The sequence below is a fragment of the Nocardia sp. NPDC050378 genome, from assembly GCF_040655675.1.
GTDB lineage: Bacteria > Actinomycetota > Actinomycetes > Mycobacteriales > Mycobacteriaceae > Nocardia > Nocardia coubleae.
The window spans coordinates 218,236-231,683 of sequence record NZ_JBFAKI010000002.1; the positions used below are offsets into that span (position 1 = coordinate 218,236).

Genomic DNA, 13,448 nt, shown 5'->3' on the forward strand with positions numbered 1-13,448 from the left:
TTCTATGCAACTCCGAAGAAGGTCTGAGCCTTCCGCACGGCCGTGACCAGTGCGTCGACCTCGTCGAGGGTGTTGTAGGCGGCGAAGGACGCCCGCGCGGTCGCGGCGACACCGAAGCGGCGGTGCAGCGGCCACGCGCAGTGGTGCCCGACCCGGATGGCGACACCCTGGTCGTCGAGGATCTGGCCCACGTCATGAGCGTGTACCCCGTCGACGACGAACGACACCGCGCCACCACGATCCACGTTCTCGGTTGGTCCGATGATCCGCACACCCTCGATGGCGCCCAGCCCCTCGAGCGCGGCACCGGTGAGCGCGTGTTCGTGCGCGGCGATCGCGTCCATGCCGAGATCCTCGAGATACCGCACCGCGGCGGCCAGACCGACGACCTGCGAGGTCATCGGGGTGCCCGCCTCGAAACGCTGCGGCGGCGGCGCGTAGGTGGTCTTCTCCATGGTGACGGTCTCGATCATCGACCCACCCGTGATGTACGGCGGGGTCTCCTCGAGCAGCGCCCGACGGCCGTACAGGCCACCCACACCCATCGGGCCGAACATCTTGTGACCGGAGAACGCGGCGAAATCGACGCCGAGCTCACGGAAGTCGACCCCGAGGTGCGGCACCGACTGGCAGGCGTCGAGCACGACCAGCGCGCCGACTTCCTTTGCCCGCCGGACCAATTCGGCCACCGGAGCCACCGCACCGGTCACGTTCGACTGGTGGGTGAACGCGAGCACCTTTGTCGCGGGCGACAGTTCGAGCGAATCCAGGTCGATGCGTCCGTCGTCGGTGACCCCGTACCACTCGAGCGTGGCACCGGTGCGACGCGCGAGTTCCTGCCACGGAACGAGATTCGCGTGGTGTTCGAGCTCGGTGACGACGATCTTGTCACCGGGTCCGACCTTGTACGGGAACCGGTCGTCACCGAAGGCGTTGGCCACCAGGTTCAGCGACTCGGTCGCGTTCTTGGTGAACACGATCTCGCCCGCGTCGGCACCGACGAAGCGCGCGATGACCTCCCGCGCGTCCTCATAGGAGTCGGTGGCCTCCTCGGCGAGCTGGTGCGCACCGCGGTGCACCGCCGAGTTGCGGGTGAGCAGGAAGTCGCGCTCGGCGTCGAGCACCTGCAGCGGGCGCTGCGAGGTGGCACCGGAATCCAGGTACACCAACGGTTTCCCGTCCCGCACCGTGCGGTGCAGGATAGGGAAGTCGGCCCGGATGCGGGCCACGTCGAGGGCCGACCCCGAGACGGACACAGCGGTCATGGTTGTCAGGCTCCAGTGGTCGCGGAGGTGAAGCGCACGTACCCGTTCGCGTCGAGTTCCTCGGCCAGCTCGGAGCCGCCTTCGGCGACGATGCGGCCGTTGACGAACACGTGCACGAAGTCGGGCTTGATGTAGCGCAGGATGCGGGTGTAGTGCGTGATCAGCAGGACGCCGCCGTTCTCGCGCTCCTTGTAGCGGTTCACGCCGTCGGAGACGATGCGCAGCGCGTCGACGTCGAGGCCGGAGTCGGTCTCGTCGAGGATCGCGATCTTCGGCTTGAGCAGACCCAGCTGCAGCACCTCGTGGCGCTTCTTCTCGCCACCGGAGAAGCCCTCGTTCACCGAGCGGTCGGCGAAGGCCGAGTCGATGTCGAGTTCCTTCATCGACTCCTTCACCTCCTTGACCCAGGTGCGCAGCTTCGGCGCCTCACCGCGCACGGCGGTGGCGGCGGTGCGCAGGAAGTTCGACATCGAGACACCAGGGACCTCGACCGGGTACTGCATGGCCAGGAACAGGCCGGCGCGGGCGCGCTCGTCGACCGACATGTCCAGGACGCTCTCGCCGTCGAGGGTGATGGTGCCCTGGGTGACGGTGTACTTGGGGTGTCCGGCGATCACGTAGGACAACGTGGACTTGCCCGACCCGTTGGGGCCCATGATGGCGTGCGTCTCGCCCGAGCGCACGGTCAGGTTCACACCGTTGAGGATCTGCTTGGACTCACCCTCGGGGGTGGTGATCTCCGCGTGCAGGTCCTTGATTTCCAAGGTGGTCATCGAATTCGAATCCTTCGTTGCAGTAAGTGGGTGTCAGATACCGACAGTGGCGAGCTCGGCCTCGATGGCCGCCTCGAGCCGCTCCCGGACCTCGGGGACCGTGACCTTCTGGATGATCTCGAAGAAGAAGCCACGCACGACCAGGCGGCGGGCGACGTCCTCGGGGATGCCACGAGCGCGCAGGTAGAACAGCTGCTCGTCGTCGAAGCGGCCGGTGGCACTGGCGTGTCCGGCACCGGCGATCTCACCGGTCTCGATCTCCAGGTTCGGCACCGAATCGGCGCGGGCGCCGTCGGTGAGCACCAGGTTGCGGTTCGCCTCGTAGGTGTCGGTGCCCTCGGCCGCGGCGCGGATCAGCACGTCGCCGATCCAGACCGTGCGGGCGTCGCCCTTCGGCGAGGACGGATCGCCCTGCAGCGCACCCTTGTACAGCACGTTGGACTTGCAGTTGGGCTCGGCGTGATCGACCAGCAGCCGCTGCTCGAAGTGCTGGCCCGCGTCGGCGAAGTACAGACCGAACAGCTCGGCCTCGCCGCCGGGACCGGCGTAGCGCACGGTGCCCGACAGGCGGACCAGGTCGCCGCCGAGGGTCGCCGACACATGCCGCAGGTTCGCGTCGCGACCCAGCTTCAGGTGGTGCGCGGTGACGTGCACGGCGTCGTCGGCCCATTCCTGGACGGCGACGACGGTGAGCTTGGCGCTGTCACCGAGCACGAATTCGACGTTCTCGGCGTAGGTTCCGCTGCCGCGCTGATCGAGCACGATCGTGGCGACGGCGAAGTTGTCCAGCCGGATCTGCAGGTGACCGTAGGCGGTCTTGCCCTCGCCCGGACCGGTGACGGTCACGGTGACGGGGTCGGAAACCTCGGTCTCCTTGCCGACGGTGATGACGGTCGCGGTCTCGAAGCCCGAATAGGCCTGGGCGGCAACGCGATCGGCCGGGGTACCGGCCTGGCCGAGCCGGGCGTCGGTGCGGTCGACCGTTTCCACGGTGACACCGGCGACTTCGCTCACCTCGACGGTGGCCTGACCGTCGGCCACGGCCGTACCGTCGTGCAGACCGCGCAGACGACGCAGCGGCGTGAACCGCCACGCCTCGTCGCGACCCGACGGGATCTCGAACTGATCCACGTCGAACGAGGTGAAGACCTCGCCCTTGTTGACCGCGGCGCCCGCGCCCGGGTTCTGGGTCGGCGTCTCGAGCGTCGACATCAGCCCACGGCCCCTTCCATCTGCAGCTCGATGAGCCGGTTCAGTTCCAGTGCGTATTCCATCGGCAGTTCCTTGGCGATGGGCTCCACGAAGCCGCGCACCACCATGGCCATCGCCTCGTCCTCGGTGAGACCGCGGCTCATCAGGTAGAACAGCTGATCCTCGGACACCTTGGAGACCGTGGCCTCGTGGCCCATGGTCACGTCGTCCTCGCGGATGTCGACGTAGGGGTAGGTGTCGGAGCGGCTGATCGTGTCGACCAGCAGCGCGTCACACTTCACCGTCGACTTGGAGCCGTAGGCACCCTTGTTCACCTGGACCAGGCCGCGGTACGACGCGCGACCGCCGCCACGCGCCACCGACTTCGACACGATGGTCGAGGAGGTGTGCGGGGCCAGGTGCAGCATCTTGGCGCCGGTGTCCTGGTGCTGGCCGGGGCCGGCGAAAGCGACGGAGAGGACCTCGCCGTGCGCGTGCTCACCGGTCATCCAGACCGCCGGGTACTTCATGGTGACCTTGGAGCCGATGTTGCCGTCGACCCACTCCATGGTGGCGCCCGCCTCGGCCTTGGCCCGCTTGGTGACCAGGTTGTAGACGTTGTTGGACCAGTTCTGGATGGTCGTGTAGCGGCAGCGGCCGCCCTTCTTCACGATGATCTCGACGACCGCGGAGTGCAGCGAGTCGGACTTGTAGATCGGCGCGGTGCAGCCCTCGACGTAGTGGACGTAGGCGTCCTCGTCGACGATGATCAGCGTCCGCTCGAACTGGCCCATGTTCTCGGTGTTGATCCGGAAGTAGGCCTGCAGCGGGATGTCGACGTGCACGCCCGGCGGCACGTAGATGAACGAGCCACCCGACCACACGGCGGTGTTGAGCGCGGAGAACTTGTTGTCGCCGGCGGGGATCACCGAACCGAAGTACTCCTGGAAGATCTCCGGGTGCTCCTTGAGCGCGGTGTCGGTGTCGAGGAAGATGACGCCCTGCTTCTCCAGGTCCTCACGGATGGAGTGGTAGACGACCTCGGACTCGTACTGCGCGGCGACACCGGACACGAGGCGCTGCTTCTCGGCCTCGGGGATGCCCAGCTTGTCGTAGGTGTTCTTGATGTCCTCGGGCAGGTCTTCCCAGCTCTCGGCCTGCTTCTCCGAGGAGCGGACGAAGTACTTGATGTTGTCGAAGTCGATGCCGTCGAGGTTGGAACCCCAGTTCGGCATGGGCTTGCGGTCGAAGATGCGCAGGGCCTTGAGACGGATGTCGAGCATCCACTCGGGCTCGCTCTTCTTGGCCGAGATGTCGCGAACGACAGCCTCCGACAGGCCGCGTTGCGCACTGGCACCGGCCACATCCGAATCGGCCCAGCCGTAACCGTAGTTACCCAGCGAGGCGATGGTCTCGTCCTGGGTCAGCGGTTGCACCTGGTCGGTGGTCGTCGTCATTCGGCACTCCTTCCGGAGTCGTTCGTTCGTCCCGCCGCGGGCTGTGCGGCGGATGGGATTTTCGGCACCGCGACCAGCGGCACATGGGTGGTGCAGGCGCAATCGCCGTTGGCGATCGTCGCAAGTCGCTGTACGTGGGTGCCGAGCAGGTCGCGGAAAGCGTCCAGTTCGGCGGCGCACAGCTGCGGGAACTCCTCGGCCACGTGGGCCACCGGGCAATGATGCTGGCAGATCTGCACACCGGCACCCACCTGGCGGGTGGTCGCGGCGAAACCGGCGTCGGCGAACGCCTCGGCGATCTCTTCGACCTTGGCCTCGATCACGGGGGCACTGTGCTCGGCGACCGGCTCGATGCCGTCGACGATCGTGCGCACCCGTTTGCGGGCGAACTCGCTGATCGCCTCGTCGCCGCCGATCTCCCCGAGCTGACGGATCGCCGCACCTGCCAGGTCGTCGTAGGCGTGGCCGAGGTTGCCACGGCCCGCGGCGGTGAGCTGGTACTGCTTGGCGGGCCTGCCGCGCCCCTTCTGCTGCCACGGCGCCGACCGGCTCGCGCGCGCCTGACCTGCGTCGATCAGCGCGTCGAGGTGCCTGCGCACCCCCGCGGGCGCGAGCCCGAGTTCGGCACTGATGGCGGTGGCGGTGATCGGACCCTGCTCGAGCAGCAACTGGACGATGGCGGCCCGGGTCTGCCCTTCGTGCGCGGGCACGGCAGACGACCGGGCGCCGGTCGTCTTACGACCGGTCCCTTCCACGCCTGTCCGCAAACCCACGGTTTTCACAACACCAGTGTGGCGGAATTACTTCCCTAAATCTAATAAGGGTCACCTTGGCAAGGGCACCCTGACCTGTGGCGAAGACGTCACACCCCCGCTACGCCCGCGTAAAACCCCAGGTGCGGCCCACGCCTGCCGATCTGCTCACCCGCCGCGAGGTGACTCATCGCACACCCGGACAGATCTCCTTCCGCCCCGGGCGAGCAATGCCCAGACCAGCGCATACCCGCCCCGGACACCCGAGCGCCACGCTCTGATGATGCGACGCTCTCGCGAGACACCGCCGCCGGAGCGTGGTGATCGGGTGTCCAGCTCAGCGCGGGGAGAGGGGGTGGGTGGCCGGGCCTTCGATGACGGCGCCGTCGGGTTCGAAGCGGGAGCCGTGCAGGGGGCAGTCCCAGGTACGTTCGGCGTCGTTCCAATGGAGGATGCCGCCCAGGTGGGGGCAGATCGCGGAGATCTCGGTGGTGACGCCGTCGACGGTGGAGACGGCGGTGGGATGCAGCCCGTGACGTTCGACGCGGCCGCAGCCTTCGGGAGGGACGCTGTGCTCGTCGGCGCCGAGCAGGTGCAGCCAGCCGGTGGACAGGTAGCGGGCGACGGTCGCGTTGGCGCGGGCGCCCGCCGGGAGGGAGACGACTTCGCCGAGCCGCCAGGCCGAGAGGGTGTCGGCCCATTTCGGAGCGTCGCCGGTGATGCGGCCCGCGAGGGCGAGGGCGGCGGCGGCACCGTTGGTGAAACCCCACTTGGCGAAACCGGTGGCGACGAGAACTTCCTCCCGACCGGGCACGAGCGGGCCGACGTAGGGAAGTTCGCCCACGGGGTGGTAATCCTGCGCCGACCAGCGGTGCAGCAATTCCGCGCCGGGGAACCACCGGCCGGTCCAGTCGAGCAGGTCCCGCACGTGGGCTTCCGCGGAATCCTCGCGGCCGACCTCGTGACCGCTGCCGCCGACCAGGAGCACGTCGTCGGCCGGGTAGCGGCGCAGCGACCGAATCGGCTGTCCCGCGCTGATATACATCTCCTCCGGCACCGGCCCCGGCACCTTGAACGCGGCCAGATAGGAACGCTGGGCGGTGACGCGGGCGAAGTAGCCGCCCCGATCGAAGATCGGTGTTCCGGTCGCGACGACGACGTGGTTCGCATCCACCTCGCCGTGTTCGGTACCGATCACCACCCGGCCGTCGTGGTGGCGAAGCCGCTGTGCGCGCGTCGATTCGAAGATCGACCCGCCCTGGGTTTCGACTTCGGCGGCGAGGGCGGCCAGGAAGGCCATCGGGTCGAGCTGGGCCTGCTCGCGCAGCCGCACGGCACCGTGGAGCGGAAACGGCACGTCGACGTCGTCGACGAGGTCGGTGGGCAGACCGGCCGAGCGCGTCGCCTCGAATTCCGCCCGGACAGCGGACATCTCGGATTCGTTCTGGGCATAGGTGTAGGCGGCCACGCGCTCGACGGCGAGGTCGCGTCCGGCGCAGAAATCCAGCAACCAGTCGAACCCGTCGAGATTGGCGGCGATATAGCGCGAGAGGGTCGCGATGCCGTGCCTGCGGGCGATGGTCTGGGCCCGGGTGCCTTGCAGGAGCGAGACTTTCGCCGTCGACGCGGCCGTGGTGCCCGCGCCGACCCGTTTCGCCTCGATCACCGCCACCTCGCGGCCACGCTGGGCCAGCAGCAGCGCGGTCGTCAACCCGACGATGCCCGCGCCGAGGACGACGGTGTCGAAGTGCGAACCGGGGGTCAGCCGTAACCGGGCGGGGACTTCGGCGTTGTTCAACCACAGAGACGTCATGAGGAGCGCATAGCCCGGCCGGGCCGGTCGAAACCGGACACGCCCGCCGCGACCGCCGCACCGCTCGGCCGACCCTGCGCCTCGCCGAGATACAGATCGTCTGCCGTCGCCGGGGACCGTGGGTGAGCCGCCGACCGACGACGTTCGCACAGCCCGACTCGTGTCGGTGACTCATGGCACGATGACCCTGTGTCACACCCGCCCGCACAGACGTGCGTCCGCCACCCCGACCGGCCGACCGGCCTCGCGTGTACTCGCTGCGGCCGGCCCGCCTGCCCCGAATGCCTACGGTCGGCCGCCGTCGGCCAGCACTGTGTGGACTGCGTCCGGCAGGGTCAGCGCGACGTGCGGCCTGTGCGCACCGTCGCGGGCGCGCGGGCAGGCGCGTCGCCGGTACCGATGGTGACCTACGGGCTGATCGCGATCAATGTCCTGGTCTACCTGGTGACCGCCGCGCAGGCGGGCAACCCGATGCAGAACCATCGGGGCTCGTCGGTGTTCGGCGAGTTCGTGCTGGTCCCGCTGCTGGTCGCCGACGGTGAGTGGTGGCGGGTGCTCGGCTCGGGGTTCCTGCACTACGGCGCGATCCATCTGCTGGTCAACATGTTCGCGCTCTACGTCGTCGGCCGCGATCTCGAGCAGGTACTCGGCCGGCTCACCTACGGCTGCCTGTATCTGGTCTCACTGCTCGGCGGTTCTGCGGCGGTGATGGCGCTGTCGGATCCGTACACCATGACCGCGGGCGCGTCGGGCGCGGTGTACGGCCTGTTCGGCGCCGTGACGGTGACACTGATCCGGTTGCGGCAGAGCCCGACCCCGATGCTGGTGGTGATCGGCGTCAACGTGCTCATCAGCTTCTCGCTGCCGGGGATCTCCCTGTGGGGTCACCTCGGCGGACTCGCGGCGGGCACGCTCAGCGCGCTGGGCATCCTGTTCGTTCCCGGCTGGCTGTCGGCGCGGGATCTGCGCTCGGCGCAGCGCATCGGATGGGTGGCGATGGGCCTGGTCGCGGTGATCTGTCTGGCCGTCGTCGTCGCCGCCGCGCTCTGGGTACGCACCGACCCGGTGTTCATCGGTCCCGCCTAGTTCGCGCTGGTCGGGGCGGTGGCGCCGACCGGTGCCACAACGATCACGGCCGGGCGCACTAGGCTTCGACCCCGTGGCGGTACTGGAGGGCGCGGCGCGCAAGACACTGGCGTTCGGGCGGCGAGCCCTCGGGTTCGACGTGCCCGCGCCCGATCACACCGTCGCGGCTCTGCACCGCGACGAGACCGAGGTCCCCGGCCTCGACAAACGCGAACGCGCCCAGCTGGACCGTATCCGGTTGATGGGCGCCACCGGTGCCGTGCTGATGGCCATCGCCGCGCTCGGCATCGGCGCGCAGCCCGTGCACCAGAATCCGGTCTCCGGTGTACGGGTGCTCGGCATCTTCGCGCGCGCCCACACCGGGTCGCTGGCGATGTGCATGTTCGGCACCGTGCTGGTGATCGGGGCCTGGTTGCTGTTGGGCCGCTTCGCGATCGGTGGCCTGGCCGGATCGCCACTGCACCGGCTCACCCGGTCCCAGCTCGACCGGACACTGCTGCTGTGGATCATCCCGCTGTCGGTGGCGCCGCCGATGTTCAGCAACGATGTCTACTCCTACCTGGCCCAGAGCGAGATCGCCGCGCGCGGCATCGACCCGTACGCCGAAGGGCCCGTCGCCGGGCTCGGGATCGACAACGTCCTCACCAACAACGTGCCGACCATCTGGCGTGACACACCGGCGCCCTATGGCCCGCTCTTCCTGTGGATCGGGCGCGGTATCGCCGAGCTGACCGGCGACAACATCATCGCCGGCGTGTGGGTGCACCGGTTGCTCGCGCTCGCGGGCGTCGCTTTGATCGTGTGGGCGCTGCCCCGGCTCTCGGTGCGCTGCGGGGTGGCGCCGGTGAGCGCGCTGTGGCTCGGCGCGGCCAACCCGCTCGTGCTGTTCCACCTGGTCGGCGGCGTGCACAACGACGCGCTGATGATCGGTCTGATGCTGGCGGGCATGGAGCTCACGCTGCGCGCCATCTACGGCGAGGGCGGCCGGCGCGACACCCTCAACGCCACGATGCCACCACTGGACGCCCGCGCCTACGCCCTGCTGATCGGGGGCGCGATGGTGATCACGCTGTCGTCGTCGATCAAGTTCACCTCCATCATCGCGCTCGGTTTCGTCGGGATGGCGCTGGCACGGCGCTGGGGCGGCAGCCTGCTCGCCGTCGTCAAGGCCGCCGCCCTGCTCGGGGTGATCGCCGGGGCGACAACGCTTTTCGTGAGCTTGGCCAGCGGGCTCGGCTTCGGGTGGGTGTTCACCCTCAGCGTCGCCAACGCCGTGCGCAGCTGGATGTCGCTGCCGACGGTGATCGGTGTCATCACCGGTTTCGGCGGGGTGCTGCTCGGGCTCGGCGACCACACCACGGCACTGCTGTCGATCACCCGGCCCATCGCGGGGCTCGTCGCGGGCTATGTGACGGTGCGGATGCTGGTGGCGACCGGTACCGGCCGCCTGCATCCGGTGGGCGCGCTCGGTGTGTCGCTCGGCGCGATCGTGCTGCTGTTCCCGGTGGTCCAGCCCTGGTACCTGCTGTGGGCGATCGTCCCGCTCGCCGCCTGGGCTACGCAACCGGTGTTCCGCGTGCCCGCCGTGGCGTTCTCGGCGGTGGTGTCGATGCTCGTCATGCCGCGTGGTGCCGAATTCCAGGTCTTCCAGATCATCGGCGCCGCCCTGGCGGCCGCGGTGTGCTTCGCGCTGTTCTACGTCCTCACCCGGCACACCCTGCCGTGGCGGGCCCAGGCGGGGGTGTCGGCTCCGTCACAGGAGGCCACGGCTTACCGTGTCACATCGTGACGAGAAGCCCGGGACCCGCCGTTAGCGTCGACGGCGTGGTCAAGCGCTACGGCGACACCACCGCGGTCGACGGCCTGCGTTTCGACGTGGAGCAGGCACAGGTTTTCGCGCTGCTCGGCCCCAACGGCGCAGGCAAGACCACCACCGTGGAGATGTGCGAGGGCTTCGTGCGCCCCGACGCGGGCACGGTCCGCGTGCTCGGTCTGGACCCGATCGCCGACTCCGAACAGCTGCGGCCACGCATCGGCGTGATGTTGCAGGGCGGCGGCGCCTACCCCGGCGCCCGCGCGGGTGAGATGCTCGACCTGGTCGCGGCCTATTCCGCCGACCCCATCGACCCAGACTGGCTGCTGCGCACCCTCGGCCTGCAGGACAACCGCCGCACCCCCTACCGGCGCCTCTCGGGCGGTCAGCAGCAGCGCCTGGCCCTCGCCTGCGCCCTGGTCGGCAGGCCGGAGATCGTGTTCCTCGACGAACCGACGGCCGGTCTGGACGCCCAGGCCCGGCTGATCGTGTGGGAACTGATCGATGCCCTGCGCCGCGACGGGGTGAGCGTCGTGCTCACCACGCACATGATGGACGAGGCCGAACAGCTCGCCGACCAGCTCGTCATCATCGACCACGGCGAGATCGTCGCCCAGGGCACCCCCGCCGAGGTCACCGCGCACGGCGCCGCCGGTCAGCTGCGGTTCTGCGCCCCACCGAAACTCGATATCGAGCTGCTGAAATCGGCTCTGCCCGAAGGGTTCTCGCCGCACGAGACCACGCCGGGCACCTATCTGGTCGAAGGCGAGATCACCCCGCAAGTACTGGCGACGGTGACCGCCTGGTGCGCGCGGATGGATGTGCTCGCCACCGACATCCGCATAGATCAGCGACGCCTCGAAGACGTCTTCCTCGAACTCACCGGACGGGACCTGCGCGGATGACCGAGACCGTGAGCCGGTTCCAGCCCGGCACCTTCACCCCCGACCCGCGCCCCGCCTCGCGCGCCGCGATGCTCGTCGCGCAGACCACGCTCGAGCTGAAACTGTTGCTGCGCAACGGCGAACAGCTGCTGCTCACCATGTTCATCCCGATCACCCTGCTGATCGGGCTGACCCTGCTGCCGTTCGGCGATCTGGGTGCGGACCGCGTGAACCGGGTCGTGCCGATGGTGATGATGACGGCGGTGATGTCGACCGCGTTCACCGGTCAGGCCATCGCGGTGGGCTTCGACCGCCGCTACGGCGCGCTCAAACGGCTCGGCGCCACGCCGCTGCCGCGCTGGGGTGTGATCGCGGGCAAGTGCGCCGCCGTGCTGATCGTGGTGGTGCTGCAGGCGGTGCTCCTCGGGGCGATCGGGATGGCGCTCGGGTGGCGTCCCGGTGCGGGCGGGCTGGCTCTCGGCGCGCTGGTGATCGCGCTCGGCACGGCGACCTTCGCGGCGATGGGTCTGCTGCTCGGCGGCACGCTCAAGGCCGAGATCGTGCTCGCCCTGGCCAATATCCTGTGGTTCGTGATGCTCGGTATCGCCAGTCTCGTCCTGGTCGACACCGTGCCCGCCGCGCTGACGGTGATCGCGCGCCTGGTTCCCTCCGGCGCGCTGGCCTATGCCCTGGAAGCGGCCCTTACCGGGTCGATCGACTGGTTCGGCGTCGCCGTGCTCGCGGTGTGGGGCGTGGTATGCGGGTGGCTGGCCACCCGGCTGTTCCGCTTCGGCTGACGTGACCAACGACGCACTGTAGTAGCCCGGGTATCGAGCGGGAATCGCCTGCCAGTACCATCGTGACGTGCTGTATCGCGCCTTCGTTGGCCTCGTCGACCGGCTGCCACTCCCCTCGCTGCGGACCCAGCGGCTCATCGCCCTCGCGGTGATTCTGAGCCAGGCCGGGATCTCGGTGACCGGCGCGATCGTGCGCGTCACCGCGTCCGGTCTCGGCTGCCCCACCTGGCCGCAGTGCTTCCCCGGCAGCTTCACCCCCGTCGGGGTGTCGGAGGTGCCGGTGCTGCATCAGACCGTCGAATTCGGCAACCGGCTGCTCACCTTCGTGGTGACGCTGTGCGCGGCGCTGATCGTGCTGGCCGTCGTCCGGGCCCGTAGGCGCAAGGAAGTCCTCGTCTACGCCTGGCTGATGCCCGGCGGCACCGTCGTGCAGGCGATCATCGGCGGCATCACCGTGCGCACCGGCCTGCTGTGGTGGACCGTGGCCGTGCACCTGCTCGCCTCGATGGTGATGGTGTGGCTGGCGGTGGTGCTGTACGCGAAGATCGGTCAGCCCGACGACGGTATCGACACCGTGCAGGTGCCCACTCCCCTGCGCTGGCTCACCGCGCTCAGCGGCGTGGCGCTGGCGGGTGTGCTGATCGCGGGCACGCTGGTCACCGCCGCCGGACCGCATGCCGGTGACAAGAGCATCGACCGGCCGGTGGCGCGCCTCGAGGTCGAGATCGTCACCCTGGTGCACCTGCACTCGCAGCTGCTCATCGGCTATCTCGCCCTGCTCGTCGGCCTGGCCTTCGGCCTCTACGCCGTCGGCATCACCCCCGCGATCCGCAAGCGCCTGTTCGTACTGCTCGGGATCGTCCTGTCGCAGGCTCTGGTGGGTGTCGTGCAGTACTTCACCGACGTCCCCGCCGCCCTGGTCGCCATCCACGTCGGTGGCGCCGCGGCCTGCACCGCCGCCACCGCCGCCCTCTGGGCCTCGCTGCGCACCCGTGAAACCGTGGGAGCACCCGCCGTCTCCACCGCCGCCGCGCACTGACGCCCGGTCGGGAGAACCACGCGATCACGTTGTCGCCGCGATCACCGTCTGAGCGGGCGCTGAACACCCCGTGTCGAGAAGCGCGATCGCATCGATACACGGCCGGGAAACGACTCGGTCGTCGCACTCTCACCGGAGAGTCGCGACGACCGAGTGATGTTCGGCGACGGGCGGATCAGGCTCCCGGGAACGCGTCCGCGTTGCGGGCCTTGGGGAACTTGGTCGAGCGGGCGACCCAGCCGGCCATCTTGGCCCAGTGGCCCTTGGCGGGGGTCACCTTGGAGACCAGTTCGCGGTCCCACTCCTCGGTCTCGGTGAGCCCGTCGACACGCTCGACGATCGCCTTCGCGGTGGCGAGATCGGCGACCACGCGGTCACCGAGGACGCCGTCTTCGCCGACGAGGGTGATACGCACGCCCTGCTCGCCGATGTACTGGAGCACGGCCGTGCCCGAACCGCCGTGTGCGGCAACGAACTTCGCGACGGACTTCTCGACCTCGGCGGGCACCTTCACGGCCTCGGGCGCGGCGGTTGTACTCATGGACGAGAGTTTACCGGCAGGTAGTCACGCGTCCACC

General features: G+C 69.1%; 12 protein-coding genes. 5 read left to right on the forward strand and 7 right to left on the reverse strand.

Features of this window, described 5'->3' with window-relative positions; genetic code table 11:
* Positions 1 to 2: 2 nt before the first annotated feature.
* The 6 genes from AB0I35_RS04980 to AB0I35_RS05005 form a co-directional block, all read right to left on the reverse strand.
* Positions 3 to 1,265 carry a cysteine desulfurase gene (locus AB0I35_RS04980; protein WP_357394446.1) on the reverse strand — a complete coding sequence of 421 codons (1,263 nt, stop codon included), beginning with the start codon at positions 1,263 to 1,265 and terminating at the stop codon, positions 3 to 5.
* 5 nt (positions 1,266 to 1,270) lie between these two features.
* Positions 1,271 to 2,038, reverse strand: coding sequence for a Fe-S cluster assembly ATPase SufC (gene sufC / locus AB0I35_RS04985; protein WP_357394447.1), 768 nt, complete (start codon positions 2,036 to 2,038; stop codon positions 1,271 to 1,273).
* A 33-nt stretch (positions 2,039 to 2,071) separates the two neighbouring features.
* Complete coding sequence (sufD, locus tag AB0I35_RS04990; protein ID WP_357394448.1) at positions 2,072 to 3,250, reverse strand: Fe-S cluster assembly protein SufD; 1,179 nt, start codon at positions 3,248 to 3,250, stop codon at positions 2,072 to 2,074.
* Positions 3,250 to 4,686 carry a Fe-S cluster assembly protein SufB gene (gene sufB, locus AB0I35_RS04995; RefSeq protein ID WP_357394450.1) on the reverse strand — a complete coding sequence of 479 codons (1,437 nt, stop codon included), beginning with the start codon at positions 4,684 to 4,686 and terminating at the stop codon, positions 3,250 to 3,252. Before sufB ends, sufD begins: the two co-directional genes overlap by 1 nt.
* A complete protein-coding gene (locus AB0I35_RS05000; RefSeq protein WP_357394989.1) occupies positions 4,683 to 5,441 on the reverse strand; it encodes a metalloregulator ArsR/SmtB family transcription factor in 759 nt (252 codons plus the stop codon). Before AB0I35_RS05000 ends, sufB begins: the two co-directional genes overlap by 4 nt.
* A gap of 334 nt (positions 5,442 to 5,775) precedes the next feature.
* Positions 5,776 to 7,251 carry an FAD-dependent oxidoreductase gene (locus AB0I35_RS05005; protein ID WP_357394451.1) on the reverse strand — a complete coding sequence of 492 codons (1,476 nt, stop codon included), beginning with the start codon at positions 7,249 to 7,251 and terminating at the stop codon, positions 5,776 to 5,778.
* A gap of 189 nt (positions 7,252 to 7,440) precedes the next feature.
* Between AB0I35_RS05005 and AB0I35_RS05010 the strand changes: the two genes are divergently transcribed.
* The 5 genes from AB0I35_RS05010 (at position 7,441) to AB0I35_RS05030 (ending at position 12,870) form a co-directional block, all read left to right on the forward strand.
* Positions 7,441 to 8,337, forward strand: coding sequence for a rhomboid family intramembrane serine protease (locus tag AB0I35_RS05010; protein WP_357394452.1), 897 nt, complete (start codon positions 7,441 to 7,443; stop codon positions 8,335 to 8,337).
* Between the two features lie 73 nt (positions 8,338 to 8,410).
* The gene (gene mptB / locus AB0I35_RS05015; protein WP_357394453.1) at positions 8,411 to 10,126 is read left to right on the forward strand and encodes a polyprenol phosphomannose-dependent alpha 1,6 mannosyltransferase MptB; all 1,716 of its coding nucleotides are present in this window, start codon (positions 8,411 to 8,413) and stop codon (positions 10,124 to 10,126) included.
* The gene (locus tag AB0I35_RS05020) at positions 10,120 to 11,055 is read left to right on the forward strand and encodes an ABC transporter ATP-binding protein (protein WP_174550292.1); all 936 of its coding nucleotides are present in this window, start codon (positions 10,120 to 10,122) and stop codon (positions 11,053 to 11,055) included. The genes mptB and AB0I35_RS05020 overlap by 7 nt, the downstream gene beginning before the upstream one ends.
* Positions 11,052 to 11,831 carry an ABC transporter permease gene (locus tag AB0I35_RS05025; RefSeq protein WP_357394455.1) on the forward strand — a complete coding sequence of 260 codons (780 nt, stop codon included), beginning with the start codon at positions 11,052 to 11,054 and terminating at the stop codon, positions 11,829 to 11,831. Before AB0I35_RS05020 ends, AB0I35_RS05025 begins: the two co-directional genes overlap by 4 nt.
* A gap of 67 nt (positions 11,832 to 11,898) precedes the next feature.
* Positions 11,899 to 12,870 carry a heme A synthase gene (locus AB0I35_RS05030; protein ID WP_357394456.1) on the forward strand — a complete coding sequence of 324 codons (972 nt, stop codon included), beginning with the start codon at positions 11,899 to 11,901 and terminating at the stop codon, positions 12,868 to 12,870.
* 175 nt (positions 12,871 to 13,045) lie between these two features.
* On the opposite strand, the gene AB0I35_RS05035 is transcribed toward AB0I35_RS05030, so the two are convergent.
* Entirely contained in the window at positions 13,046 to 13,411 is a 366-nt protein-coding gene (locus AB0I35_RS05035; protein ID WP_357394457.1) for a hypothetical protein, read from the reverse strand.
* Between the last annotated feature and the right edge of the window lie 37 nt (positions 13,412 to 13,448).